The organism is Leptolyngbya sp. 7M, from assembly GCF_018128485.1.
Map to the genome: position 1 here is coordinate 4,855,633 of NZ_CP070897.1, position 25,208 is coordinate 4,880,840.

The following is a 25,208-nucleotide window of genomic DNA, read 5'->3' on the forward strand; positions in this document are numbered from 1 at the left end:
GCAGGCCACTGGAATGCGCTTTGGCGAAATTATTGTTGCGCGGGGGTGGCTGAAGGAGCAGACTGTTGAGTGGATTATGACAAAGGTAGTGGAGCCGGAGCGGCAAGCCCAGAAGCGGCAAGAGAAACAGCGAGAGCATCTGGCAAGCCACAGAGCCAATGGTCAAACTGCTCAAACTGCTCAAACTGGTGTTGCTTCTAATTCCAAACCTCAGGGAACTCCAAAGCCGGGCATCAAGGTTGCTTCTGTGGGTGATAGGCCAACAGCACCCAAGACCTTTGTGCGACGGGAGGCTCCGATTTCAAAACCGTTGCCTTCGGTTGGTTCTTCTGACGGTGATGTCAACTGGGTGGGTTAGGCGCGTGTCGCCTTCTGAGATTGAATCAGTTTTCTAGGAAACTCGACTAGGAAAACAGCGTTAGCCAGAACGGCAGTAGCAGTAGCAAGAGCAGTGAACCCAGGGCGAGGGTTGTCACTGTTAGTTCGCGGTCAAGATCATAAGCTTCAGCGATGATCAGCGTAGCGAAAGCAGGCGGCATTGCCATTTGCAGCACAATCACCAATTGAGCTAGTCCACGAACGCCAAATTGAGGCAGGCTTAAACCTAGCCCTAGGGGAACCAGCAGCATTTTAATGCCCAGGCTGATGCTTGCCTGCTGCACACTTCCCCAAGAGCGAATTTGACTGAGCCGCATTCCCAACAGCAACAGCGACAGGGCAACCATCGTCCAGCCAATGCCTTGCATCCCTCGTTCTACCGCTACAGGAAGGGTCAATTGATTCAATCCGAGGCCGATCCAGAAGCTCCATAGGGCCGGATTGCGGATTAGCGCCAGCAGAAATTGAGCTTGGTTCGTTGCAGTCTTGCCATAATGGGCTGCTAAAAGGACACCGAGCCCATAGGCTCCTAAGGTGCTTCCTAGAGTGTCATAAAACACGGCCCAGCCGAAGTATTGGGGGCCAACCAGGGCCAACGCAACCGGATAGCCCAAGTAGCCTGTGTTCCCAACCATTGCGGCCAGTAAAAAGCTGCCCTGAGAGGGAGGGTACTGTAGCGGGTAGTGCCGCTGAGTGAGGGGATGGCGATCTGATGGAGAGCGGAAAAACGGTAGACGCAGGTGGAGTTGGACCCATAGCCAGGCCAAGCTTGCTCCTAACAGCATGGCGGCCCAGGCTGCCATCGGTGCAATCCAAACTGAGGCAGAAAGATCTGCTTGTTGCAAAAAGGCCAGGATGCTAAGAGGCACCCCAATCCAAAACAAGAACTTGCCTAGGACCAGTGGAATCGATTCTGGCAGTCTGTAGCCCAAAATCAACCCAAAAACTACCCATCCCACCAGCGGTAGGTACAGTTTCCACAGATTTTCGAGTCCAGTCATGTTTTTACAGAAACGGGATAGGGTGCTACTATTTCGCTGTCTAACGGCCTATCTAACGGCTCATTAATCAGGCCAACCACTGCTTGATGCAGTATAGAAAGAAGTTCGTTTTGCGGTTGGCTCGCTAACATAGGGAAGGCAATCGCCCTGGTCTAGAATTGACTAGATTTGTGACAGAACCTAACGCAGGAGGATTGACTTGTGGACGATACAGGTCTACCGCAGATCTCAGATGAACTGCCAGAACTGTCAGAACTCCCAGCCCAGGACATTCCTGAAGCGGTGCGAGAAGGTGTCGGAATGCCGCAGCAGACTGCAAAACGCAGTTCCTGGCTCTGGGGCGTTAAGCGACAATTGATTAGCCAGAATTGATTAACCAGAATAGTGTTGAAAGGATGGGTTCTCGTGAATTTTCAGTCGGTGATTGCCACGCTGCATCAGTTTTGGAGTGACCGAGGCTGTTTGATTGTTCAGCCTTACGATACAGAGAAGGGAGCTGGCACCAAAAGTCCGCATACATTTTTGCGAGCGCTGGGTCCAGAACCTTGGTCAGTGGCGTATGTGGAGCCTTGTCGGCGTCCAGCAGACGGTCGATATGGAGAAAATCCAAATCGGGTGCAGCATTACTATCAGTATCAAGTGCTGATTAAGCCATCACCAGAAAATATTTTGGATGTTTATTTAGATTCCCTAAAGGCGTTGGGCATCAAACCAGAGGATCACGATATTCGATTTGTGGAAGACAACTGGGAAGACGCTGCTGTAGGTGCGTGGGGTGTGGGCTGGGAAGTCTGGCTGGATGGAATGGAGATCACTCAATTCACCTATTTTCAGCAGTGTGGTGGAATTGATTGCCGCCCCGTGTCAATCGAGATTACCTATGGTCTGGAGCGCCTGACAATGTATCTCCAGGAAGTCAACGCGATTTTTGACATCCAATGGAACGATCAGTTCACCTACGGCGATGTTTTTCTTCAATCAGAGATTGAAAACTCGACCTATAACTTTGAGGCTTCTGATCCGGAAACGCTATTTACTCTGTTTGGTATTTATGAGCGTGAAGCTCACCGATTGATGGAAGCCAAGCTAGTTCTGCCCGCGTTTGACCAGGTTTTGAAGTGTTCCCACACGTTTAATTTGCTCGACGCCAGAGGTGTGATCTCTGTAACCGAGCGAACTCGCTATATTGGTCGCATTCGTAGCTTGGCACGGCAAGTCGCCCAGCTCTATCTACAGCAGCGGGAAGAGCTAGGATTTCCACTGATGAAAGAGTCTGAGGCCAAGGCAGCTTAATTGCGATTGAGGTTGCTCAACTAAGGCGAGTAATGGCTTGATTGACTTTGGGTTTCCCAAACCTGGCCCAAGCGCTTCCTCCTCTAAGGAATAGCTCCATCCAGCGGAGGGGCTGACCATCGGTGGCTGTCCAGCCGGAACTGCCAGGTGCAAAGGCGAGTGTACCTTCAGGGACTCGGAAACTGCCGTCGGAATAAACAGCGTCGCTGACAATATCGCCGATTCGGATCACAATTTTGGTTTCAGGTTCCAAATTGAGCGTATGTGCCGGAATCGTGGTTTTTATATTGCCGTAGCCGTCGATCCAGGCAATCCGGTCGAGGGGCACATCCGGGATCTGACTCGGTTCAATCGGATTACCTAGCAGAGACAAATCGTTATGGGCAATAGCGGCGGCGGCTGGAGGAAAAACATCCCGAGAGCGGAACTGGGAACCACCACGCGAGACGTTAACTGTATAGATTTCTTTGGCGTAGTTTTTGATAAAGGAAAGCGTATATCCAGCGTTAACGCCGACCACCTTGATGCCGTTAGTGAGGAGCGCATAGGTCAACCCTTCTCCCTCATTGTTGCGTCGAGCTTCTGGATCATCCTGTCGAGGAGCGCAATTGTGATAAATCAGACGCTCTGCTGGACCTGGATTCAACCCTAGCTGCGCAATCCAGAAACCAGTAGCCAAGGTACTGAAGGGCGGCACAGAGAGTTCATGAATCTGGGCTTGAGGGATGCCCAACAGCAATTGCTGTTTCACTTCCGCAAAGGCGGGATCTCCGATACCGTAGTCCGCAATCAACGAAATGAACATGGAATAAGCTCAAGAGAAAAAATGTGCAAACATGCTAGCGGCAGCCTAACCTATTTTGATGGGTTTCGCTAGCGGCTAGCAGTGTGGATGCAGCGGACAATTTTGCCCAGAATAAGCCCTGGGGACTGGAGAAGGAAGCAATAAAGGCTGTGAGTGGAGCGGCATCAAATGTGGTCAAGTTGAGGCTCCAGAAGGCTTCATTCCAGGACAAAATGATCGACAGCAGGGCAGTAGAAGCAATGCCTGGCAGCGCGAGGGGTAGCAAGACATGACGCAGTTCTTGTTGGGTACTGGCACCATCCATCCGATCGGCTTCCAAAATCTCTTTGGGAACTTCTTTGAAAAAGCTGTAGATCATCCAAACGACAATTGGTAGGTTGATCAGCGTATAGATAATAATCAGACCAATGCGAGAATCCAATAACCCCGCTTCCCGACACAAAATATAGACCGGAACCAACACCCCAACCGAGGGCAGCATTTTGGTGGACAGCATCCACATCAACGTTCCCTTCGTGCGTTTAGTTGGAAAGAATGCCATTGCATAGGCGGCAGGGATGGCAAGCAGCAGTGCCAGGAAGGTTGATCCTAGCGAAACAGCAATACTATTCAGCGCATAGTTGAAATAGTTCGCCCGGTCTTGAATTGCCACATAGTTCTCCAACGTGGGCCGGAAAAATAACTGCGGGGGTGTGGCAACCGCCGCGACTTCCGTTTTAAAACTGGTGAGAAACATCCAGAAAATCGGGAAAAACAGGAGGACAGCTACTAACCAGCCCAGCACTGCCCATAGCCATTGACGAGAGTTTTTACGTGCCATTTCAAGTGTCCTTTAAGTCCCTATTAAGTCCCTATTGAGTTCCCGTTAAGTATCCAAATTACGAGCTACACTCCGCATCAAAAAGATTGCGACGATGTTTGCTAAAATTACGGCAATCAAACCACCGGCTGAAGCACCACCCACATCAAATTCCAGCAGCGCTTTCAGGAAGATGTAATAGGCAAGGTTTGTGGTTGCCAATCCAGGGCCACCTCCGGTCGTAACAAAAATCTCCGCAAAAATGGTGAGGAAGAAGATCGTTTCAATCATCGCCACCACGGCGATCGCGCGGCTAAGGTGGGGCAGCATTACAAACCGGAACAAGGCGATGGGCTTGGCTCCATCCATGCGAGCTGCTTCGATCTGTTCGTGATCTAGCGATTGAATGGCTGTCAACAAAATCAGCAGCGCAAAGGGCAGCCATTCCCACGACACAATGATGATGATCGCCAGTAGCGGCAAATTAGCGAACCAGTCAATTGCCCCTAGACCCAAGCCTCTTGTAATTTGAGCAATCAACCCGTTCACCGGGTGCATCAGCATGTTTTTCCAGATCAGCGCACTGACGGTAGGCATGACAAAGAAAGGAGAAATTGCCAGCACTCGCGCAATTCCTTGACCGGGAAACTCCTGATCGAACAGAATAGCAAGTAATGTACCCAGTCCAATCGTGATCACTAGAACTGAGACAACCAGAATGATGGTGATGCCAATCGAAATCCAAAAGCCCGGATCACTCAGGATGAACGTGAAATTACCCAGCCCGATGAATTCTCGCGCATCTGGATTCAGTAAGTTATACCGCTGAAACGAAAACCCGATTGTCATTGCCAGTGGCACAATCATCCACAACAGCAAGGCAATCACCGAAGGAGCCACCAGCGGCAACGTTGAAACCTGACGGCGAGTGCGTCGCTCAGGCGGTCGAGTTTCAGGATGACGGTCTACAGCTAATGAAGAGGACATAATTTAATAACTGTAAATGGAATTGCCTCGGAATTCTATTTGCAAGGGTGCAGTCAGGCAGGTATTTCTAATGGATGTGAAGATTGTTCACCGAATATGTCTCTACCTGATATACCCCGTGTGTGTAACTGATCGATCCAGCGAATCGCAATTGCGCCAACCTGTTGCACCCCAAACGGCACACTCAAGACATCACCTGCTTGCACTGGCAGATCCGGCGGTACCGAGTAGGTGTATAACCCCTGCGCGCCCGGACAATCGACCAAGACTTCGATCCACCGTTGCGGCAGGGATGTATCAGAGTAACTTAAGTGGGACTCAGCTACGGCGAATATCATAGCAGTGCAGGCAGCGTGTTTAAGTACATTTATACTACTATTAAACCGGAATCAAACCGAATCAGAACTGAGGAAGGATTAAAGCATATCCGATTGCCTGAATAATGACTGAGATAAAACTTGGCAATTTTATACTTAAGTTGATCTTTTGTTTCATTCATTTAAGGACTTTAAATTTCTTAAGCTGAACAAGCTGAAGTGGGCGAGGCAGCGATGGCCCTAAACGCTAGACAAGCCAATGGCCCATCCCAGATTGATTTCACAAATTATTAGATTACTGTTTTATTACAAAAAGCGTTGCAGTCACTGAGTTGCACGGATTGCACTGCCCGACTCAACCGATTTTTTGCAAAAAATTTGGGTTGGGTACTTGATATCAGACGAGAGACTGCTATATTAGACTCACCTTCAGCCAAGTTCTAAGGTTGGGGTGCTTCAAGCAGTTAGGGGCGTTTTCCGAAGTTGCAAAGATGCTGTTACACAGCAGTTTGCCAATGTTGGTTAATCCATTTGCATTTAGGAGCGGAATCCATTACCCTGTAGCTGTATTTTTTGGAGGGCTGAGTTCTTAGCAAATAGCAGCGTTGATTTAAATCTCTCTGAAGTTAGGCTTGACACTGGGGAAAAGTCCTGTAGATTAGCCTTAAGTTGAAATCATTAGTTGGGCAGACATTATTTCGTTTCTGGTAATCAGTTCGATAGAGTCTTCAGAAAGTTTTTTGCCGCTGTTTCGCTAGGCGATTGTTGTTCTTGCAGCTATCTCTCAATAGCTTCTCAAAACCTTGAATTTAGGTGATTGCTCAACAGCGAGTTGCACTGTTGGAGTTTATTCCTAGGTTTATTGTCCCGATTTGGTTTACCTAGTTTGGTGATTGGATCGATTCAAGTAATTGATTTAGTTATACCGAACGAAATCGAATGAAATCGAACGAATTTGGCTTATGGAGAATGGGGTTGCGTTTGCTAATGGCAGGCTAATGCCAAGGAAATGAATAACCGATGAGAACCGCTTTATTTAATTGGTTTGATTGAAATTGGTTGCATCTGACAGCAGGCATTTTCTCACGAGGTTTAGCTACTGCTGCATTCCTTGATTAGGTTGATCAAACTTGGTTACGCACCGTTACCCTGTTGGCCCCAATCGACCCAAACAGTTGACCCACAAAACTACGACGGCGTTATTCAATTACAACTTACAGATAATGAGCAATTCCATTCTTAATTCAACGGATCCATTACGGCTAGCTGATTTGGGCGATGCCTATTTAAGTGAGACAGAAACAGATATAGTTCAGTCTATGGACATTTCTGAAGCTGCGCGTGCTGTCGAAGGCAGTGAAATGGCCGCCATCATTGGTTTTGGTTCAGAAGAAGACCTCGAAGATCTGATGGCTAGCCGCGCTTCGGGATATCGCAAAACCATCTCGGACGATGCAGTCGGAGCGTTCTTCAAAGAAATGGCTCGCTATCCGCTGCTGAAGCCCAACGAAGAGGTAGAACTGGCTCGCCGCGTTAAGTTTTTAGGCGAAGTCGAAGAGTTGCGGCAACAATTGCAAGATGAACTAGGGCGGATGCCTACCAAAGCAGATGTCGCAGCCAAATTAGAGCTAACCGAACGCCGCCACCCGTTCCAGTCGTTTTAGCTCCCATACCGAGGAGACTTAGCACAGCTGGAATCAGAAGCGGCAGAATACTCCGTAGAATATTGGGGCTTATGCCAGTTTTCTGGGCAATGGTTTGAATCATTTGCTGCTGCATCTGGGGTGGAAACAAAGCTGAGACAGTAGATGCACTAGCCGTGGTTGTGCCAGTGCCAAAGCGACCGAGTAACGTTTCTAGTTGATTTTTTCCCATCATAGATTGCTGTTGTTGCAGGGCCGGTTGGAGAAAGCTGCCCAATGCCGATACCAGAGATTGGGTTGTGCCTGCATCGATGCCTTGATTACTTGTCGCTTGCTGAACTGAGCGAGTAATGGATTCAAGTTGCGAAACGCTTCCTTGCTGATTAGGATTATTGATTGCCTGCAAAACATCAAAGAATAGTCCCATCGGTTTACCTCATGATTATCAGTGAATTAAAATCAGGTAAAGATTGAGTTAGGTCAGATCGATTTAAGGCACTACGAATCAACAAATTCCTGAACTAATCAATGAATGAATGTAGGAGTTTAACCTCAACTCTTTCTACCTGTAACGCCGAACCTCGTATGCCGTAGCAACTGTTGGTAACAGCTCAGAGTTTAGAACTGCCCCCTTGCAACTTACAGCATCTGGCCATGTAACTCAGGCATTCAGTTTAGACAAAACAGAAAATGTACGCGTGCTCATAGCTAGGTAACCAGGGCATATGGGCCGCTTGTGTCTCCGCTTAGCGATTCACTAGCTTATAACCATCTCTATATCCACGAGCATACTGCGCTTCGAGTGCTTTCCGATCAGTCACCTGCAAATTTGGCTGAAAGTCCTTGAGAGCCATCGCATCCGCCTTACCTTGCTGATAGCCTTGAATGTAATAACGATGGGCTGTCTTCTGCAAAGAATCTGATCTGGCCGACCATTCGGGTAACAGTCCGAAAATTGCAGCGGATATGGTCAGCACTAAGAAAATTACCAACCTGTTCAACTTCACAGGAATCACCTTCTTAAGCACCCTACAATTCAGCTGGAAATACTTTTGGAAGCTTTGAGTAGTTTAGGGAACCTGCTCCCTCAGAATCACCAAACGGTGAAGCGGAGGGAACAGGAATACAGTTCTGACTTGGTTCTGTCTGATTAGGCTTCCTCGCTTCAAAGCATAGGGGGAATTCATAAAGCAGAACATCCGCCATGCTAGTGATCTAGCTCAAACTAAAAATTTGCAAAAATTCAGCCATTTTTTGCCATGAGATTGCAAGTTATGGCGCTTGACAGGAAAAGGAAGTCATGCATTGAAAAGACGAATGAATGGAATGAATCGGCAGGTGCTTGAGTTTTAGTACTCATCTATGATGTTCTAACCGCTAGCTGAGTTCCCAGGCTGGTTCTCAGGCTGGTTCCTGGCCTGATTTATAAATCAGTTTCTGAATCGGTTTCTGAGTGAGTTTCTGGGCAGGTTGCCAAGCGAGTATCAGCCTCAATTTAGCCTCAGCCGGTGCTTTGCCCCAAGCTTGGCTACTATTTGACTAATAGCGAATCGGCATTTACTGAATCTACTTGATCGTTGTTTTCCTAATTCAGCGGACCTGAAGTAAAACTTAATTTTGTAATTTCCTAAAATGCGGATTGACTCCTGCGAAATGTGAAAGCACAATGTGGAGTGGCTGTAACTTGACTGTAACTTTGAGGTGCATCCTCTTATTCAACATACATTCGGCATAACAATCCTAATTAAATGATGAAATTTCAGGTTGTAGAGCGATCAAAGTTCTATAATTCTGAATTCACAACCTGAATTTACAGCCAATTTGGAATTCCCCAAGCCGAATGGGATGCCTTAGCTCTGCCGCTGAAGATGCCGTTCCTGGAATGGGAGTGGCTCAACAACATGGAAACCTCCGGTAGTGTCAGCGCCAAAGCAGGCTGGTTGCCCAATCACCTGACGGTCTGGCAAGATCGGACCTTAATAGCGGCGGCTCCTCTGTACCTCAAAGGCCATAGCTACGGCGAGTTTGTGTTTGATCATCAGTGGGCGGATCTGGCTCACCGGCTCGGGATTCAGTACTATCCCAAACTGCTGGGCATGTCGCCTTTCACGCCTGCCGAAGGCTATCGCTTTTTGATCGCGCCGGGCGAAGATGAAGATGAACTGACCGACCTGATGATTGGGGCCATCGATCACTTTTGCGTGCGCCATCGAATTTCAGGCTGTAATTTCCTCTATGCGGATCCGGACTGGCGATTGTTGATGGAGCGGCACGGCTTTATCAGCTGGCTGCACCATAGCTACATTTGGTCGAATCAGGGCTTTCAAAGTTTCGATGATTACTTAGCGGCCTTTAATGCTAATCAGCGGCGTAACATTAAGCGAGAGCGCAAAGCGGTGACTCAAGCTGGGTTGCAGCTCCAATCCTTAACTGGCGAAGCAATTTCCAAATCCCTGCTCTCTCGCATGTATGACTTCTATAGCGATACGTGCGACAAGTTTGGTTGGTGGGGCAGCAAGTACCTTACCCGCAGATTTTTTGAGCAGCTTTATCCCAACTACTGCGACCGAGTCGGACTGTTTGCCGTTTATGCTGAGCAGAATCCCCATCCGATTGGCATGTCGTTTTGCCTGACCAAGGGCGATCAGCTCTATGGACGCTACTGGGGCGCAACGCAAGATTTTGACAATCTGCACTTTGATACCTGCTACTACACGCCTATCGAGTGGGCAATTCAGCACCAGATTCAAACCTTTGATCCGGGAGCAGGGGGTCGGCACAAGAAGCGGCGGGGGTTTCCGGCCACTCCCAACTATTCGCTACACCGCTTCTACGATGCTCGGTTTGCTAAAATCCTGCGCTCCTATATTAGTGAAGTCAACGCGATGGAGCAGCAAGAGATCGAAGCAATCAACCAAGATCTGCCGTTTAAGCAGCAAGGTTGAGGCGAACCCATAGAGGCGAAATCATGGAGGCGAAAATCAGCCTCAATTAGCAATCAATTGATAATCGATACAGAGCCAGGGATATCTCGCTGCCACTCTTGTCGATAATAAGAGGGCAATAAGAGGGCATTTGCGCTGGAGTAGCACCCCCGCTATGGTTCGGTCAATTCAATCTGCGTTTCGATCTAGGCTGATCTACATTCTCAAGCGTCTACCGCTGCGAGTCGTTCTCAGTATTCCATTTATTGTGCAAATTGTCGTAATTGTGGGATTGGTGGGTTACCTTTCCCATATCAACGGACAGCAGGCCGTGAATAACCTGGCACAACAGCTAATGAGCGAAGTGCAGAACCGAGTCCAGCAGCATTTGCAAGCCTATACAGGACTGCCGCAACAAATCGTCAAACTGGTGGCCGATGATATTGAGTTGGGGCTAATCAACTTAGAGACCCAGAATTTGCAAGCGCTGGATGCCTATTTTCTGGACCGGATCCAGACCTTTGATACGGTCAGCTTTATTTACGTGGGTGACCAGCAGGGTAAGTTTATTGGTGCGGGACCTGTCCACAAAAACGGTGAGGTTTCGTACCTGATTGAAGTGACTGATGGCACCACTGACCGGCACTACATTTCCTATGCCGTGAATAAATCTGGCCAACGCACTCGCCCCTTGAATGCAGTGCCTAATTACGATCCACGCCAGCGCCCTTAGTTCGACTGACCCCAATCCTACGGGCGAGGCATGGTAAAAAAGTTGACGAATTCGCTGGCTTCCCGCTTAATTTTGCCGCTATAAATTGCTTGATGAAGTTCTTCTAGCACAGATAAATCAGCTGTTTGATAGCCACGCACGGCAATTACCTGGCGAATCAAACCTTCAGACTCAACACTGAGGTAGCCAGTCTGGAAAGCGGATTGAACAAGGCGGTTGATCATGGAGGGCGACATGGCAATGATGAACCCTGAGCAACATCTACTCCTCAATTGTTGTTGATCGGTTTGCGGCCTAGATTGATTGAGATCGATCGAATGATGTGATCTAGAATTTCTCCTCATGTGAGAAAGGTCACTGGCCTAGTCCTACAAGTGGCATTTTTCCATTGATTCAAGCTGCATTTTTCTTTGAGTAAGCCAAAATGAATTGCTTGGGTTATCTTTGACAAATGATTTTTGGCTTAGAACATAGAAGCCTTATTTAAGCAGAGCAGCTTGTGAGCCGAGAGGAGTGAAGTGAATGACCAATTTAGACAGTACCTGGCAAGCTTCTGTAATCAAACTGGCCCAGTCAGGCAATTCCCGCGCCATTGCGTTTTGGCTGAATCGCTACCTGGTTCCCCAGGGAATTTGTGCTCAGGTGGAGACCCATCCATCCGACGGTCTGATGCTGCGGGTGGTCTGTCGTCAGGTTCCTGATGGAGATCGGTTGGTGCGTTTTATTTGCCACCGGCTCTGTAAGCTGGATTCTCCAGCAATTCAGAGGGTGCAGATTACGGCTCAAATGGTGGGATCTCCCCAAATTCTTTGGCAAAAGTCGGCCCGGATTATTCCCCCCTCAGAGCGGCAAAATCGACAGCAATCAACTGGGAATGTCTATGCGTTTCCCCAATCGGCTCAGGCCCCTACAACAACATCTACGCTTCCTACTGCTCCTACTGTAAGTCCTGAGCACACCTCCCAACCTGCTCGCTCAGATCGCAATTCCCAATTCGGCGTGCCGTTCCGCTGCCTACCCACCGATTGGGCCAACATTTCCCGCTTTTGGCAAAAATCTGGGCAAAAATCTGGGCAACCAGCGACGTCGATCAAATTCAGCTTCAGCAACCTACAAACCACCGCGCTGGACCTGACCGACCGCTCGATTCATTGGTTTATCCAGCAGAAATCGACAACTCGTGCTTTGATGCTAGGGGGTTCCGCCGTTGCGGCTTTCTTGTTGGGCTGTAGCTTTGAGCTAGCCGGATACTATGCCAACCCCAGCGCCTTCCAGCAGTCGAAAGCAACCTTAACCCGGATGCTACGTTCTAGCGCGGTGCTAACTGGGTCGGTAAAAACCTCCTCCGAGCGGATTCCGGTGATTCAACAACCTGTATTGAATCCCGATGACCCAACCGTGAGCTTGATTTTTACCAACAGCGCCACCCTGACTCGTGTCCCCACCAGTCAACTCACCCCCGCTCCAGGTAGCCCCAGCCCAGTCCCGCTCGTGACAACGATCGAAAGCTATCGGTTAGCCGACATGATTGTGACAAATTTGAATAATCCGCTTGGCCCAACTGCATCAGAGCAGCAGCCTGCTGAGCAAAAAAGTCAGACTGGAGGACAAACCAGCCAAACCGAGTCGCAACCGAAAGCTACTGAAGAGAGTGAGGCATTGTCTGCTGATGCTGAGCCTAACATGAGAGCCAATCCAGAGGATGATGGCCTTGCCCCGACCGACGAAATGGTACTAACGGGTTTACCAGAAGACGACACGACAGATGGTTTGACCGGCAGCGATAGCGAAATTGAGCGAGCCAAGTACGCAACCGAAAATTCCGACCGTAACCCTAAGAGCAGAATTGGGAGCAGAATCTCAGAACTTGACCGCCGAACCTCAGAACTTGGCTGACGAATCTCAGAACGTGGCTGGCGAGCCTCAGAGTTTGACCGCCGAATCTCAGACTTTGGCTCCTGAAGCTCAAGCATTCACTTCTGAATCTCAGACTTTGGCTGCCGAACTTAAAACGTCAGGCTCAGAACCTGAGAGTGCGATCTTCGCTCCTCAGCGCTTGACATCACAACCTCATGTCATTTTCGAAATCCGCGATACCGGAACGGGAATTGCTCCCGAACACCTGCCCCATCTGTTTGAGCGGTTCTATCAAGTGCGAGGCACCCAGGCACGAACTCATGAAGGATCAGGAATCGGTCTTGCCTTGGTCCATGAACTAGTGCGACTGCAGGGTGGCACTCTCGATGTGAGCAGCACGGTAGGACAAGGAACCTGCTTTACGATAAGCCTGCCATTTGGAACAGAACACTTGCCTTACGATCGCCTTCAAGATGAAGGCGATCGTATTCTACCCACCCGCACTTTAGCATCCACTGCAATGAGTGCCACCGCTTATGTGGAAGAAGCTGAGCGATGGCTTCCCACCAATCCCCCCCAGATCTCCTTGATAGGGGGGGAGAATTCCGGCAAAGTCCCCCTCATTAAGGAGCATTTAGGCGGATCTCCGGAATCACAAACAGAAATCATTCTGCGTTCTTCTAAAGTTCTCATTGTTGATGACAATGCCGATATGCGAGAGTATTTGACCCATGTCTTAGGCGAACATGTTCAAGTCGAAGCTGTGCCAGATGGAGTAACGGCTCTGGCAGTCGCTCAAGAACAGGTGCCCGATCTCATTCTGAGTGATGTCATGATGCCGGGGCTAGATGGATTTGAATTGCTGGGGGCATTGCGAGCCGACTCGCGTACTAAAGAAGTGCCGATCATCCTGCTCTCGGCTCGTGCTGGCGAAGAAGCGATCGTGGAAGGGCTGGAATCGGGTGCAGATGATTACTTGATCAAACCCTTCTCAGCGCAAGAACTCGTCTCTCGTGTCATTGCCCATCTCCAGATGGCACAGCTACGGGGAGAAGCCCTTCAACAGGCACGAACGATGAATCGTCAAAAAGATGAATTTATCTCGGTTGTCTCCCATGAACTGAATACCCCGCTGGTATCTATTCTCGGCTGGACGCGCATGTTACGGAGTAGTCTGCCCAATCCAGTGATGCTGAACAAAGCCTTGGGCCCGATCGAGCGTAATGCCACACTGCAAGCCAAACTGGTGCAAGATCTCCTTGATCTCTCCCGCATTACCGCAGGCAAATTCCGTCTGAATCCTCAGCCAATCAAACTCAAGCCTGGGATTCAAACCACGATCGCAACGGTAACTCAAACCGCAGCAGACAAAGGCATTCATTTAACCTGGCAGGAAAATGTTACAGAACCCGTTGTCGTGATGGCAGACAGCGATCGCCTCAGTCAAGTTTTCACCAACCTCCTGACTAATGCGATTAAGTTTACTCCAACAGCTGGCAGTGTTACCCTTGAGCTGTCGGTGACGAACAGTGATCATGCTTCAGATCCTGCCAATGCCGAAGTTCGGGTTACGGATACAGGAAGTGGGATCGCGGCTGATTTTCTTCCCTATGTTTTCGATCGCTTCCGCCAAGCTGAAGGGGTACATTCCGCCAAGGGACTGGGGCTGGGATTAGCGATCGCCCGTCACATTGTTGAACTTCATCACGGCACCATTCATGCTGAAAGTGCAGGAGAAGGGCAAGGGGCAACCTTTACCGTCAGATTACCGCTTTTCCGAGGTGGCGATGACCTCATGTGTTTCGCCCGTGCCGCCCGCTTCGCTGCTGCAATCCCATGCCCTGATCAAAGCTCAAGACAAAGATTACATTCGAGAGAGTCAAATTCGGGTGATTTTGCTGCCGCTGATTGCCCGCCTGCTCAGTCAGTTGGGTTCCAATAAGGAGATTGAATATCAGCTCAAGCAGATCCTATCTCGGCTGCAAACGGAGTTTCCCAATCAGGCTGGCTATGCAGGTGGCAACATTATTAATCTATTGCGCCAGCTTCAGGTCGATTTGAGCGACTATGACTTCTCGTATCTCAGCCTCTGGCAAGCCGATCTGCAAAATATTAATTTGCATCGAGTCAATTTTTACAAGTCCGATCTGAGTAAATCTGTATTTACGCAACCGTTGGAATGTGCTTTGTCGGTTACATTTAGTCCAGAGGGCAAATGCTTGGCTCGCTCCGACACGAATGGTCAAGTCTATCTTTGGGATATTGCTCAGGAACAGCCGCTTTTAACCTTGAGAGGGCATCGTAACTGGGTCTGGTCAGTGGTTTTTAGTCCAGATGGGCTAATTTTAGCGAGCGGTAGCGAAGACCAAACGATTCGCTTATGGGAGCGAGCCACAGGAGCCTGTTTGCATGTTCTGCAAGGGCACAGCGATTGGGTCAGGTCAGTAGTTTTTAGCCCAAACAGAAACCTGCTGGCTAGTTGCAGTGATGATTGCACCGTGCGACTCTGGAATCCAATTACGGGTGCGCTGATCACGACGCTACAGGGACACCAAAGCCGTGTGTTCTGTCTCTGCTTTAGCCCAGATGGTGAATACTTGGCGAGCGGTAGTGCCGATCAAACCATCCGCTTATGGAATGTAGAAACGGGCAAATGTTTGACAGTTTTGCAAGGGCATACACAGGCAGTATCTTCAGTCGCTTTTAGCCCAGATGGTCAACTCTTAGCCAGTGGTAGCCATGACGCAACTATTCATCTTTGGAGTCTCCTTACCGGGGAATTGATGCATAGCCTGCAAGGGCATACCAATCGAGTTCTGTCGGTTGCTTTTGCCTCTCAGCAATTAACTGAAGTTTTCACAGAATCATCAACTAGGACAGCAACTCAAACATCTGCCACTCAAGAAACTGGATATATCTTAGCCAGCAGCAGCGAAGATCAAACGATTCGTCTGTGGAGCAGCACGGGACAACTGTTGCGTACTTTATCAGATCACACTAAACCTGTCACTTCTATTGCCTTCAGCCCCGATCACCAAACGCTCGCCAGCGGCAGTTTCGACCGCACCGTGCGACTCTGGAATGTCACCAGCGGACAAGTCACCAAAATTCTGCGTGGCTATACGGGTGGAGTACAAGCCGTAGCCTGTGCGCCTTCATCCAGCAGCAGATTTAATTTGGCCAGCGGTGGGTTGGATCATCTGGTGCGGCTCTGGGATGTCAGTACAGGTCGCGTTTCACGCCTGTTTTCAGGCCATACTGATTGGGTACGAGGCATCGCCTTTAGTCCGGAAGGGCAAAAGTTGGTAACCGGTAGCTATGACCGCACCGTGCGGATATGGGATGTGAACACAGGTCAACTGCTGCATCTGCTGCGCGGGCATAGCGATCGGGTGCGGGCTGTGGCTTTTAGCTCAGATGGCCGGCTGATTGCCAGTAGTGGAGACGATAACCTTATCTGTCTTTGGGATGCAGTAACAGGTCGATTGCTCCATACGCTACAGGGACACCACAGAGACGTGTCAACGGTGGTTTTCAGCCCCGATCAGCAAATCCTGGCCAACAGCAGCGACGACAATACGATTCGGCTCTGGAATGTGGCAACAGGAGAACTGTGGATGGTTTCCATAAGCCAAAGATTCTTCAACCAACTCCACCTGAAACACTTCAGCAAAGCAGCTTGCCACCTGCTGGCGCACTTGCTCGATGACAACATCCGGCACAAACTGCGCTAGACTGCCTACTGGTTTATCGGCAATGCCACAGGGCACAATTTGCTCGAAGCCGCTCAGATCAGGGCAAACATTCAGCGCAAAGCCATGCATCGTGATCCAACGGCTGACCTTGATGCCAATCGCCGCCACCTTGCATCCTTCCACCCAAACACCAGTCAGACCCGGAATTCGCTCGCCAGTTAGCCCATAGAAGGCCAAAACCCGAATTAGCACTTCTTCTAGCTGCCGCAAGTACCAGTGCAAATCTTGCCGGTAGTGACGTAAATTCAGAATTGGATAGCCAACTAGCTGCCCCGGACAATGGTAGGTGACTTCTCCACCGCGTTCGGTGCGGTAGAGCAAATGTAACGTTTTGTCTAGATCAAATTTTAAGAAATCTAAACTCGCACCCTGCCCTAGCGTGTAAACAGGTGGATGTTCTAATAGCAGCAATACATCATCCAAGTCAGCAGTCTGGCGACGTTCGGCTACAAAGGATTGCTGCCAGTTCCAGGCCGTTTCATAGGGCACTAATCCGTAGTGATAAAATAAACAGCGACGAGTAGACATAGCAAACTGTACCTAACCTAGAAGACAGGACTGACGCTGGATTGGCGGGATCAAGCGTGGGATAACCTAACTTTTTCAGCGACATTAGAGTTCTAATCAAGAAATATCAACGGATGCAAAAGATCTTTAACGAGTCTGTTGTCCAGAATACAAGGTGCTAGGGTGTAGATATGACCCAACTCTACAAGGGAGGAAGCTTTATGAAGCTTGTTATCCAGGGCAAAAACATTGAGATCACCGATGCGATTCATGAGTATGTACATCAAAAGATTGAAAAGGCGGTCAGTCACTATCAAACCCTAACGACGGAAGTTGATGTACACCTGTCGGTTGCTCGTAATCCCCGGATTAATCCCAAACAAACGGCTGAGGTCACGATTTATGCCAACGGTACCGTTGTGCGAGCTGAAGAAAGCAGTGAAAACCTCTATGCCAGCATTGATTTAGTTGCCAACAAAATTGCCCGTCAACTGCGCAAATACAAGGAGAAACGCCACGAGAAGAAACATGCTCCGGTGAAAACCGTCGAAGCCCTGAGTCAACAGCCCGTTGCACCATCCCTGATCAACGATCAACGCTCGCCTAGCCTGCCAGAACAAGTGGTGCGGATGAAGTATTTTGCTATGCCTCCCATGACGGTTGAGCAGGCGCTAGAGCAGCTAGAACTGGTTGATCACGATTTCTATATGTTCCGCAATGCGGAAACCGGTGAAATTAACGTGATTTACGAGCGCAATCATGGCGGCTATGGGGTTATTCAGCCCCGCAATGGCAATGGCCACACCAACGGCAAGTTCGCTGAAATTGCCCATGCGGCTAAGGCCACCGAAGCAGCTCGTCAGCGCTAGGTTGCCAGTCCGAGCCAACTGAAACTCATATTAAGCCACAATTCGGTGCTTAATGTTTGGTGCTCCTGAATACTCGCCTTGCTCAGCCTTTTGCCAGTCAAGCTCAGGCTGGGCATTTTGTTCTTTTTGACTGTGATTTTGTCTTCAGCTTGCTAGTTGCACTAGCGAATATGTAACAATTTCTAACGAGGGTCACAGGTCTTCCTATACGGACTTTAGCGGTCGATGTATACCTATGCCTTTCTGTTGAATGGGGATCGCCCCTTAGAGCTGCCCGAAGGAATTTGGGGGCCGCTGGAGCTTGTTAGCCTTGCCGAATTTGTCGATGCTCTGCTCGCTGCTCATGGTGGTAAACCTCTATCCCCCTTGCAAATTGCGCTCTTGCAGTCGGCTTGGTCAACTCAGCGGCAAGACTATCGTCAGATCGCCAAGCGCTTCGGCTATTCGGAAAACTATTTGAAGTTTGATGCCGCCCCCAAACTGTGGCGATTGCTCTCTGAGTTGTTTCAAGAAAAAGTACGGAAAGCCAACCTCCAGACCGTGGTGGAGCGGCAATATCGACAGCAAGCAATCTTGCCACCAGTCGCATCCAAACCTTGCATCCAACCAGAACAACCCGATTTCAATGGTGCAGCTTTTCCCAGCTCTCGGTTCAATCAGTTCGATCAATTTATTGATGTACCCATTGATGTATCCCTCTTTTACGGACGGGTGGAAGAGTTAACCCAACTTCAGGCTTGGATCGAGCAGCACTGCCGGATCTTGGTACTAGTTGGGATGGGAGGAATTGGCAAAACGGCTTTGGCGGCAAAACTAACGCAACGGCTAACGCAGCAGGATCGGTTTGAGGTCATCCTCTGGCGCTCGCTGGCCCATGCGCCCCAACTCAATGACTGCCTGAGGGATCTGATTAATGCGATCGAACCAGCTTCGGTCGAAGTTAGAGATATCACCACGCAACTGCTGGTTTGTCTAAAACAGAAACGCTGTCTTATTGTTTTAGATGGCGTTGATCATCTATTTCAGGACAGCGCTCCCGATGGGGCCAGATTTGATGGGGCTGGTCACTACCGCGATGGCTACCATAATTACGGCCAATGGCTGCGGCACATGAGCGAGACGTTGCATCAAAGCTGCTTACTGCTCACAAGTCGTGAAACTCCGCGGGAAATAGCTCAGCTTGAAGGAACAAGCGTGCGGATTCTACCCTTAGCTGGCTTAGGATTCGCTGATATGCAATCCAGTCCGGCGATCAAAGGCACGCTTGTTGGTAGCGATCAGGATTGGCAAGAGTTGCATCGCCGCTGTGCGGGCAATCCTTTGGTAATCAAATACGCCGTATCTGCAATCCAACGCTTATTTGCAGGCAATCTTCGCTTGTGTTTACAGGGAACGCTGGTGTTTGGCGCGGTGCGAGACTTACTCGATCAACAGTTCAATCGCTTATCTCCACTAGAGACAGAGTTAATTTATTGGCTAGCAATCCATATCGAGCCAGTGTCTCTGCCAGAATTACAAACTGATTTACTCTCTAGTGTTCCACAATCGGCATTACTAGAAGCCATAGATTCCCTACTGCGTCGCTCGTTGATTGAACTGGCGTTTCCAGCATTAGTCGCTAAGCAATCGCCCTTATTCACGTTGTCAGCCTTGATGATGGAGTATTTGGGCGAGCAGTTGGTGAGGCAAATCTATCAGGAAATTATTAATCAATCGCTGCAAGTATTTCACAGCCATTCTCTGATCAAAGCTCAAACCAAAGACTACATTCGGGAAATGCAAACACAACGGTTTTTGCGACCCTTGGTTGATTTACTCCACCATCATTTTCAGACTAAACCGCGTCTAGAGCACCATTTGCGCCAATTAATTCCCCTGCTGCATCAGGAGGCTAAACCAGGCTATGCAGCGGGAAATCTGCTCAATATCTTGACTTATTTACAAATTGATTTGACCGGGTCCGATTTTTCCAATCTCACTATCTGGCAAGCTGATCTTCAGGGCGTTCATCTTCAAGAAATTAACTTTAGCAGAGCCGATTTGTCTCGCTCGACCTTCACCAAACCATTAGGAGGTGCATTATCTGTAGCATTCAGTCCTGATGGTAAACAGTTAGCAACGAGTGATATCAATGGCACGATTCGGCTCTTCGGCCAGTTCAGCGGAATTTTGAACGAGTGAAGCAAGCAGCAGGGCGACAATCTCACTACTAACGGACTGTCCGTGTATCTGTGCCCGTTGAGCAATCGCTTGGTATAGCTCGATCGGTAAGGCGATTTGAGTATTAATTGTTTCAGCAGTATTCATAACCTGATCAGGACGATTAGCCACATTATGGTGCGAGATTGTCTGACAGCCCCACGCTTCACAAACTCTAATCAGCTATTAAGATTCTAGTGCGGTTTTCCAATGAAATCCCATGCCAACGAACAAACGACCCGCAAACTGAGGCAGATACCTTTCACAGTCGTAGCAGCTAGCTTAAATTTCTCAGCTCTCTGACAATCTCCTGCGCTAGATTTCTAGACCACAACGAATCAAAAGGACAGAGAATTTGCCGATTCTCTGGAGACAGCCACAGCAAGGCGTCTTCTACGTCGGCTAATCGATAGGTTTCGTTTAGCAGAATGCAGGTGAGCAAGCGATGCACCACAATCGCCTGTTCGTCGGTGAGCACAATCATTCAATTTCCTCCTCGGTCGCTCTTGGACAGAATTACTAACGCTTTGTCGATGTCGCGAACCTTGATCGCCCGGAGAGCAGTCAGCAGGGAGCGGAGCAGGACAACTTCGTCATCAGAGAGGGTAATCATAGAGCAAAATCCTAAATCTGCGTTCTCATCATATACCTATAGTCACTTAAGCACAAGTGCCTAAATCTGTGTGGGATTATGAGTAGGTATGCCTTTATGCTTCTTATGCCTGCCGACAAGAAGAGCCTCAGAATCTATCTAACTTCAGACATTGAGAAAATTCTGAGGGTTCTTAGTGCTATCAAGAATCAGAGTATTAGTGAAACGGTGCAGATTGCATTAGAAGAGCATTTTGCTAAACCTGACAATCAAGATTTGATCGATCGTCACAAAATTGATGAAATCGAGGAAAATTGAGTCTTTGCGATTATTCCTCTGATGATCCACATTATTCACAAACGAGCGACACCAGAGCAGATGCAACAAATGCTAGAAGTTTTGGGGATCTACATTAAACTAGCAGTAGATATACAGCGAGGCATTCTAGCAGGAGGAGGGGAATTGCATTCTGACTGTGAACAGGTCTTACTGGAAGACGGCAGTGAGCAAGCCCATATTTGGGGAGCAGATTGGTATCCCCTTCAACAGAAAGTAGGTTATGAATCTTTAATCAACCTTCGTCCCAGTGTTGGCAATCGCTCAATGGAAATCCAAGATTCTGCAGTTCGTGAACAGATTAACCGCATTGTTCAGAATCTTTTAGGAGGTGTGTAATGGCAATAAATTTGGATATTCTCAAGGCTCAGTATCTGCAACACGACACTTCAACTCAGATTGAGCGGTTAGCTGCAAATCTGGCTCAAATTAAAGCCTTAGCTCAAACAGGTATGGAAGAGCAGCTTGCCCAAGAGTTGATTCGAGAAAGTCAATTTTTGATTGAGTGGGCAGTGCCTAGCCTGAACCTGGAGACAAAATTAGAGTTAGCGACTGAACTAGTTGAATTGCAACGCCAGCTTAGTCGATGGAAACTCCACTGGTCAACGCTGTGGTCAAATTCAAACGATCGCTTACAAATTGCCAAACACGCTAAGGAATGGAGCGACCGTCTGCTTACTTTTTCTGGATTGCTGGCAAGTTAGCCGCTCCAAACCAAAATCTCCAATTCTGAAACAACAGGTGAACAAGCAGCATTCTCTCGAAGGAGTCTACCTAGAATTTTGTGTCAGTCTAACCTACCGCTTCGTGTTTCTCTCACCCGTAGATCAATCGCGGGCTGGTGATCGGCCTTGCTAGCGACCGCGGCCAGAACTTTGGACGCGCCTGTGTCGCCCTCGGTCTGGTAGGCCCGGATGAGTTGATGCAGCGCCTCCCATACCGGAAGGCGGCTGTCGGATCGAGCGTCCCAGTCGGTGGGATAGTCTCTCCAGCGGAGCAGGCGGACGTTGCCACCGCCGGCCTCGACCACCCCGGACTGTTTCACGCCATCGACGCTCGTGCCTTTTGCACGAGCGAGCGTGTCGGCCTCTCCAAACTTCCCGGTTTCCCATCCGTGCTGATCGAACCAGTGCAAACAGAACTGCGTGTCGGCGTCGAAGTCATCCTCGGCAAGGAATCGGTTGATGAGCTGCAGCGCGGTCTTCACGGACATCGGCGTGCCATCGGCTTCGAGCACTGCTTCGTACCGGCTAAAGATCGCCATACCCGGCCCGATGATTGCCTGCGAGAGGTCGACTGGGGCAACAGGGGAATGCTCGCCTTCACTCTCTCGCGTCATTGCATCCAGCGCGAGCGGGAGTGACTCGTTGAGCATCCGAACAAACTGGCGTCGTGAGACAGTGCCTGCTTTGGTGCCGCGAGGGCGACAGACCAGCACGATCGAGGACGCGAGTGCGTTGGCACCCATTCCGACTTGGCGGATTGCCTGCTCGCTTCGAAGCGGCCAGGTTCCCGAGATGCAAAACCCAGCCCGCAGCACAGCAGCCAGAAACGTCTCCCATCCTGCACTATTGGTACCGGCTTCACCGGTCTCAGACTGTTTGAAAGCGTAATAAATCGTAACCGGCGCGGATGGGTTAGCCATCTCCGCCAGCCCTTTCATGGCTCGCGTCATGCCCTCCAGAAAAAACTGCTCTGCAGCATCGCTGCTTCCGTGGCGGGTTGGAGTGGCGACCAATTCTTCAGCCTTTGGAACGGCGATAGTCGCCAATAGCTCCGGGTAGACCGTTCGCAGCGACCTGCGCAGCCACACGTAGAAGAAGTCGGAGAGATCTGCATACCCAATGTTGTCGTAGTAGGGAGGGTCAGTCGAAACGATCTTCTGATCAGACAACCGCTGCGACTGTGCATCGGCCTGAACGCTTGCCCCCACTCCCTCAGCGGGGACCAGCGTCAAGCACTCTGACTGATATTCGCAGACTGTAACGAAGCCACCCACTGTGTCCAGCAACAAGTTCGCTTCGGGGAAATCCCAGACCATGCCGATCGCCTGCTTGGCGAATAGATTCATCACCTTCTGGTTTCCCGGGACCCACCGCGTAACCGCATTTGAAAAGTCTGCGGTGCGGTCCACTGCGAACGCCAAGTAGAGGCTGACAGCCTCTGCATATGCACGAGAGCCGATCCCACCCGCGTGCAGCGAGACGTCCTTGCCGTCGAAGCTCAAGGCGGCAGCATCCTGCCGAATCCGTTCTCTCGCCTCGCCGATCAGATCGCAAAGCGTGTCGAGGGCGACCAACTGTCGATCAGTGAAAATGTCGCCGACATTATTCATGCCATAGACGGGAGGTTGAAAATTGCGGTGCTTCTTGGGCAACTCACAGTCAGGTCGCCAGTTGGGCCGTGCTGAACGGGCGATTTGCTCATGCGACTCAACTGGCGGAAGGTACACGCGTCCGCGAGCGCCCTCGGCAACGATTGCCATCAGCCTCTGTCCCATCCTGCCAGCTTTGCCTTCAGCCCGCAGGTAGTCGTAGCCCATCGGAGCGTCGGATAGCAGGCAGCGGAAACCTTGTCGCTTTCCTGCAGATGTGCCGAGTTTTGCTTCCTCGGGCGGCTTTCCAAGCCGAATCGTGAACTCGAACCGGTCCTTTCGGATGACCGGTTGCACTCCTAGCTTTGGGAGAGGAGGGCTGGGGAGGTGAGGGCAAATATAGTTGCACATAACGTAATAAAACGCTAATACTAAACGCCAATACTAAGCGCTAATACTAAGCGCCTACTAATGATACCTGTTAATAATATCTAAAGATGATAGCTGAAATAGTATCAAATTCGATGGCGTCCAAAATATCTTAAATCAATCTCAATTTCAAGATAATTGAACTGGTAAATTGCAAATTAAACCAGGCACTGTGCTGCCATCTAGGGGTCTAGCAAAAAAGTACCCTTGGCCTCGTTGGCAGCCGAGCGACTGTAGCTTCAGAGCCTGTTCCTCGGTTTCAACGCCTTCGGCAATCACGTCAATGCCCAGGCTATGGGCTAAATTGGTAATTGCTTTGACCAGGGATTCGCCCCGTTCGCACGAAAGCTGCTGCACGAATGACCGATCAATCTTCAGAACATCGAGCGGCAATTCCAACAAACGGCTCAGCGACGAATAGCCCGTACCAAAGTCGTCGATATAAAGCTGAACGCCCAATACTTTTAATTGGCTTAGCACCAGTTCAATCACTTCTGTATCGCTCATGATTGAGCTTTCGGTAATTTCCAACTTTAGGCTCTGAGCAGCCAAACCCGTATCTTGCAGAATTTGCTCAATTTGTTGTGGCAGATTGGCACAGGCGATTTGTTGGCAGGACAGATTGACGCTGATTGTTAATGGTTTGAACTGGTCTGGAAATTGCTGTTGCCAAGATTGGAGCTGGTGGCAAGCTTCCCGGATCACCCATGCGCCAATGTCGATAATCGATCCGGTTTTTTCGGCAATAGGAATAAATTGGATCGGGGAAATGGTGCCTAGGGTTGGGTGATGCCAGCGCGAGAGCACCTCAAAGCCTGTAATTGTGCCATTATCTAGGGTGACAATTGGCTGATATTGCAATCGCAGTTGTTGATACGGGAGGGCAAGCTGCAAATCTCGCTCCATCCGCAGTCGGGCCAACTCTTCCGCAGATACCAGGCTAATCAGCCCTTCCGATTCCTGCTCGATGGCCGTAGTCAACCGCATCAATCGCTCCACATTATTGGCCGCTATTTTGACCATCCGCTGGCCTTTAGCCGACAGTACGCCCAATCTGCCACTATCTAATAGATCGAGAGCGCCCTGAATTACCGTTAGAGGAGTGCGCAACTCATGGCTGATATCGAGGGTTCTTTCAGTGGGTGAAACGCCATAGCAGGAACCCAGTGTGTTATGAGTAAAAAGCTTGTTCGTCGTCATGCCTAATGCACTACTACTGACCTACAGTCAGAGAAATCAGGGTCGATGGCTGAGTGACCCACTCTAGTGAAGCAGCTTGTTAATTGTAAGTGCCCTACCCGATTTTTCTAACCCTAATCAATGCGCTGTCCTGCTGAGAGCGCTCTTTCAGCCTCATGAAGTTCAAATAGCCGTTGGGAGTCCAGGTAGCGGTCTGTCTTTTCTGACACAGGTCAGTCGTTCAAACAGCGATGGAAAAATCAAACAGCCAGATAGAACTCAAGCAACCAT

At 49.6% G+C, this 25,208-nt stretch carries 26 protein-coding genes and 1 pseudogene; 13 read left to right on the forward strand and 14 right to left on the reverse strand.

The annotated features are described in order from the left end of the window. Positions 1-404: 404 nt before the first annotated feature. Positions 405-1,379 (reverse strand): AEC family transporter, encoded by a 975-nt coding sequence (locus tag JVX88_RS25085; RefSeq protein ID WP_211621297.1) that lies wholly within the window; start codon positions 1,377-1,379, stop codon positions 405-407. A 201-nt stretch (positions 1,380-1,580) separates the two neighbouring features. Here JVX88_RS25085 and JVX88_RS25090 point away from each other — a divergent pair, with 201 nt between their 5' ends. Then, positions 1,581-1,751 carry a hypothetical protein gene (locus JVX88_RS25090; protein WP_211621299.1) on the forward strand — a complete coding sequence of 57 codons (171 nt, stop codon included), beginning with the start codon at positions 1,581-1,583 and terminating at the stop codon, positions 1,749-1,751. A gap of 33 nt (positions 1,752-1,784) precedes the next feature. Then, complete coding sequence (gene glyQ / locus JVX88_RS25095) at positions 1,785-2,672, forward strand: glycine--tRNA ligase subunit alpha (protein ID WP_211621301.1); 888 nt, start codon at positions 1,785-1,787, stop codon at positions 2,670-2,672. A 16-nt stretch (positions 2,673-2,688) separates the two neighbouring features. Here the strand turns inward: glyQ and JVX88_RS25100 are convergent, their stop codons facing one another. The 4 genes from JVX88_RS25100 to JVX88_RS25115 are packed head-to-tail and all read right to left on the reverse strand — an operon-like array spanning position 2,689 to position 5,601. Continuing rightward, positions 2,689-3,477, reverse strand: coding sequence for an S-adenosyl-l-methionine hydroxide adenosyltransferase family protein (locus JVX88_RS25100; protein WP_211621303.1), 789 nt, complete (start codon positions 3,475-3,477; stop codon positions 2,689-2,691). 34 nt (positions 3,478-3,511) lie between these two features. Further along, the gene (locus JVX88_RS25105) at positions 3,512-4,297 is read right to left on the reverse strand and encodes a carbohydrate ABC transporter permease (RefSeq protein ID WP_211621305.1); all 786 of its coding nucleotides are present in this window, start codon (positions 4,295-4,297) and stop codon (positions 3,512-3,514) included. A 45-nt stretch (positions 4,298-4,342) separates the two neighbouring features. Then, complete coding sequence (locus JVX88_RS25110) at positions 4,343-5,263, reverse strand: carbohydrate ABC transporter permease (protein ID WP_211621306.1); 921 nt, start codon at positions 5,261-5,263, stop codon at positions 4,343-4,345. 53 nt (positions 5,264-5,316) lie between these two features. Then, positions 5,317-5,601 carry a hypothetical protein gene (locus JVX88_RS25115; protein WP_211621308.1) on the reverse strand — a complete coding sequence of 95 codons (285 nt, stop codon included), beginning with the start codon at positions 5,599-5,601 and terminating at the stop codon, positions 5,317-5,319. A gap of 1,202 nt (positions 5,602-6,803) precedes the next feature. On the opposite strand from JVX88_RS25115, the gene JVX88_RS25120 reads away from it, so the two are divergent. Then, positions 6,804-7,244 carry a sigma-70 factor domain-containing protein gene (locus JVX88_RS25120; RefSeq protein WP_211621310.1) on the forward strand — a complete coding sequence of 147 codons (441 nt, stop codon included), beginning with the start codon at positions 6,804-6,806 and terminating at the stop codon, positions 7,242-7,244. Here the strand turns inward: JVX88_RS25120 and JVX88_RS25125 are convergent. Continuing rightward, positions 7,177-7,650: a DUF937 domain-containing protein gene (locus tag JVX88_RS25125; RefSeq protein ID WP_211621312.1), complete on the reverse strand. Its 474-nt coding sequence runs from the start codon at positions 7,648-7,650 to the stop codon at positions 7,177-7,179. The genes JVX88_RS25120 and JVX88_RS25125 overlap by 68 nt on opposite strands. Positions 7,651-7,969: 319 nt before the next feature. Next, positions 7,970-8,230, reverse strand: a complete 261-nt coding sequence (locus tag JVX88_RS25130; protein ID WP_211621314.1) for a hypothetical protein — start codon at positions 8,228-8,230, stop codon at positions 7,970-7,972. Positions 8,231-9,049: 819 nt separating this feature from the next. On the opposite strand from JVX88_RS25130, the gene JVX88_RS25135 reads away from it, so the two are divergent. Beyond that, positions 9,050-10,168, forward strand: coding sequence for a GNAT family N-acetyltransferase (locus tag JVX88_RS25135; protein WP_225931718.1), 1,119 nt, complete (start codon positions 9,050-9,052; stop codon positions 10,166-10,168). A 154-nt stretch (positions 10,169-10,322) separates the two neighbouring features. Continuing rightward, positions 10,323-10,880: a hypothetical protein gene (locus JVX88_RS25140; protein WP_211621319.1), complete on the forward strand. Its 558-nt coding sequence runs from the start codon at positions 10,323-10,325 to the stop codon at positions 10,878-10,880. A gap of 17 nt (positions 10,881-10,897) precedes the next feature. Here the strand turns inward: JVX88_RS25140 and JVX88_RS25145 are convergent, their stop codons facing one another. Next, positions 10,898-11,104 carry a hypothetical protein gene (locus JVX88_RS25145; protein WP_211621320.1) on the reverse strand — a complete coding sequence of 69 codons (207 nt, stop codon included), beginning with the start codon at positions 11,102-11,104 and terminating at the stop codon, positions 10,898-10,900. A 298-nt stretch (positions 11,105-11,402) separates the two neighbouring features. Here JVX88_RS25145 and JVX88_RS25150 point away from each other — a divergent pair, with 298 nt between their 5' ends. The 3 genes and pseudogenes from JVX88_RS25150 to JVX88_RS39065 form a co-directional block, all read left to right on the forward strand. Continuing rightward, entirely contained in the window at positions 11,403-12,776 is a 1,374-nt protein-coding gene (locus JVX88_RS25150; RefSeq protein WP_211621322.1) for a hypothetical protein, read from the forward strand. Further along, positions 12,727-14,679, forward strand: a complete 1,953-nt coding sequence (locus JVX88_RS25155) for an ATP-binding protein (RefSeq protein WP_225931170.1) — start codon at positions 12,727-12,729, stop codon at positions 14,677-14,679. Before JVX88_RS25150 ends, JVX88_RS25155 begins: the two co-directional genes overlap by 50 nt. Continuing rightward, positions 14,627-16,279 (forward strand): annotated as a pseudogene (locus tag JVX88_RS39065) (pentapeptide repeat-containing protein); the annotation flags it as partial. The gene JVX88_RS25155 and the pseudogene JVX88_RS39065, both read left to right, overlap by 53 nt. On the opposite strand, the gene lipB reads toward JVX88_RS39065, so the two are convergent. Then, on the reverse strand, positions 16,259-17,020 hold the full coding sequence (gene lipB, locus JVX88_RS25175; RefSeq protein WP_211621324.1) for a lipoyl(octanoyl) transferase LipB: 762 nt from the start codon (positions 17,018-17,020) through the stop codon (positions 16,259-16,261). The pseudogene JVX88_RS39065 and the gene lipB sit on opposite strands and share 21 nt — an antisense overlap. A 200-nt stretch (positions 17,021-17,220) precedes the next feature. Here lipB and hpf point away from each other — a divergent pair, with 200 nt between their 5' ends. Next, positions 17,221-17,868 carry a ribosome hibernation-promoting factor, HPF/YfiA family gene (hpf, locus tag JVX88_RS25180; protein ID WP_035997412.1) on the forward strand — a complete coding sequence of 216 codons (648 nt, stop codon included), beginning with the start codon at positions 17,221-17,223 and terminating at the stop codon, positions 17,866-17,868. Between the two features lie 225 nt (positions 17,869-18,093). Further along, a complete protein-coding gene (locus tag JVX88_RS25185; protein ID WP_211621326.1) occupies positions 18,094-20,049 on the forward strand; it encodes an NACHT domain-containing protein in 1,956 nt (651 codons plus the stop codon). Here the strand turns inward: JVX88_RS25185 and JVX88_RS44395 are convergent. The 3 genes from JVX88_RS44395 to JVX88_RS41040 form a co-directional block, all read right to left on the reverse strand. Then, entirely contained in the window at positions 19,981-20,175 is a 195-nt protein-coding gene (locus JVX88_RS44395; RefSeq protein ID WP_225931719.1) for an Arc family DNA-binding protein, read from the reverse strand. The genes JVX88_RS25185 and JVX88_RS44395 overlap by 69 nt on opposite strands. A 169-nt stretch (positions 20,176-20,344) precedes the next feature. Then, entirely contained in the window at positions 20,345-20,551 is a 207-nt protein-coding gene (locus JVX88_RS25195; RefSeq protein WP_211621330.1) for a hypothetical protein, read from the reverse strand. Next, positions 20,552-20,680, reverse strand: a complete 129-nt coding sequence (locus tag JVX88_RS41040) for a hypothetical protein (RefSeq protein ID WP_263975242.1) — start codon at positions 20,678-20,680, stop codon at positions 20,552-20,554. A gap of 78 nt (positions 20,681-20,758) precedes the next feature. On the opposite strand from JVX88_RS41040, the gene JVX88_RS25200 reads away from it, so the two are divergent. The 3 genes from JVX88_RS25200 to JVX88_RS25210 are packed head-to-tail and all read left to right on the forward strand — an operon-like array spanning position 20,759 to position 21,699. Beyond that, the gene (locus JVX88_RS25200; RefSeq protein ID WP_211621332.1) at positions 20,759-20,977 is read left to right on the forward strand and encodes a hypothetical protein; all 219 of its coding nucleotides are present in this window, start codon (positions 20,759-20,761) and stop codon (positions 20,975-20,977) included. Positions 20,978-20,998: 21 nt separating this feature from the next. Further along, positions 20,999-21,334, forward strand: coding sequence for a DUF5674 family protein (locus JVX88_RS25205; protein WP_211621334.1), 336 nt, complete (start codon positions 20,999-21,001; stop codon positions 21,332-21,334). Further along, on the forward strand, positions 21,334-21,699 hold the full coding sequence (locus JVX88_RS25210) for a hypothetical protein (protein WP_211621337.1): 366 nt from the start codon (positions 21,334-21,336) through the stop codon (positions 21,697-21,699). The genes JVX88_RS25205 and JVX88_RS25210 overlap by 1 nt, the downstream gene beginning before the upstream one ends. Positions 21,700-21,782: 83 nt before the next feature. On the opposite strand, the gene JVX88_RS25215 is transcribed toward JVX88_RS25210, so the two are convergent. Both JVX88_RS25215 and JVX88_RS25220 read right to left on the reverse strand, forming a co-directional pair. Next, positions 21,783-23,666, reverse strand: coding sequence for a DUF1156 domain-containing protein (locus tag JVX88_RS25215; protein ID WP_211621339.1), 1,884 nt, complete (start codon positions 23,664-23,666; stop codon positions 21,783-21,785). A 201-nt stretch (positions 23,667-23,867) separates the two neighbouring features. Further along, positions 23,868-24,938 (reverse strand): putative bifunctional diguanylate cyclase/phosphodiesterase, encoded by a 1,071-nt coding sequence (locus JVX88_RS25220; protein ID WP_211621341.1) that lies wholly within the window; start codon positions 24,936-24,938, stop codon positions 23,868-23,870. Positions 24,939-25,208: the final 270 nt, after the last annotated feature.

Bases quoted from the DNA above. Each gene is read 5' to 3' on its own strand.
- JVX88_RS25110 (WP_211621306.1), bottom strand. From the start codon at position 5,263: ATGTCCTCTTCATTAGCTGTAGACCGTCATCCTGAAACTCGACCGCCT.
- JVX88_RS44395 (WP_225931719.1), bottom strand. From the start codon at position 20,175: ATGAATACTGCTGAAACAATTAATACTCAAATCGCCTTACCGATCGAG.
- JVX88_RS25220 (WP_211621341.1), bottom strand. From the start codon at position 24,938: ATGACGACGAACAAGCTTTTTACTCATAACACACTGGGTTCCTGCTAT.
- hpf (WP_035997412.1), top strand. From the start codon at position 17,221: ATGAAGCTTGTTATCCAGGGCAAAAACATTGAGATCACCGATGCGATT.
- JVX88_RS25210 (WP_211621337.1), top strand. From the start codon at position 21,334: ATGGCAATAAATTTGGATATTCTCAAGGCTCAGTATCTGCAACACGAC.
- JVX88_RS25150 (WP_211621322.1), top strand. From the start codon at position 11,403: ATGACCAATTTAGACAGTACCTGGCAAGCTTCTGTAATCAAACTGGCC.
- JVX88_RS25100 (WP_211621303.1), bottom strand. From the start codon at position 3,477: ATGTTCATTTCGTTGATTGCGGACTACGGTATCGGAGATCCCGCCTTT.
- JVX88_RS25105 (WP_211621305.1), bottom strand. From the start codon at position 4,297: ATGGCACGTAAAAACTCTCGTCAATGGCTATGGGCAGTGCTGGGCTGG.
- JVX88_RS25205 (WP_211621334.1), top strand. From the start codon at position 20,999: ATGATCCACATTATTCACAAACGAGCGACACCAGAGCAGATGCAACAA.
- JVX88_RS25115 (WP_211621308.1), bottom strand. From the start codon at position 5,601: ATGATATTCGCCGTAGCTGAGTCCCACTTAAGTTACTCTGATACATCC.
- JVX88_RS25120 (WP_211621310.1), top strand. From the start codon at position 6,804: ATGAGCAATTCCATTCTTAATTCAACGGATCCATTACGGCTAGCTGAT.
- JVX88_RS25145 (WP_211621320.1), bottom strand. From the start codon at position 11,104: ATGATCAACCGCCTTGTTCAATCCGCTTTCCAGACTGGCTACCTCAGT.
- JVX88_RS41040 (WP_263975242.1), bottom strand. From the start codon at position 20,680: ATGATTACCCTCTCTGATGACGAAGTTGTCCTGCTCCGCTCCCTGCTG.
- JVX88_RS25140 (WP_211621319.1), top strand. From the start codon at position 10,323: ATGGTTCGGTCAATTCAATCTGCGTTTCGATCTAGGCTGATCTACATT.
- JVX88_RS25195 (WP_211621330.1), bottom strand. From the start codon at position 20,551: ATGATTGTGCTCACCGACGAACAGGCGATTGTGGTGCATCGCTTGCTC.
- JVX88_RS25185 (WP_211621326.1), top strand. From the start codon at position 18,094: ATGTATACCTATGCCTTTCTGTTGAATGGGGATCGCCCCTTAGAGCTG.
- JVX88_RS25125 (WP_211621312.1), bottom strand. From the start codon at position 7,650: ATGGGACTATTCTTTGATGTTTTGCAGGCAATCAATAATCCTAATCAG.
- lipB (WP_211621324.1), bottom strand. From the start codon at position 17,020: ATGTCTACTCGTCGCTGTTTATTTTATCACTACGGATTAGTGCCCTAT.
- JVX88_RS25085 (WP_211621297.1), bottom strand. From the start codon at position 1,379: ATGACTGGACTCGAAAATCTGTGGAAACTGTACCTACCGCTGGTGGGA.
- JVX88_RS25200 (WP_211621332.1), top strand. From the start codon at position 20,759: ATGAGTAGGTATGCCTTTATGCTTCTTATGCCTGCCGACAAGAAGAGC.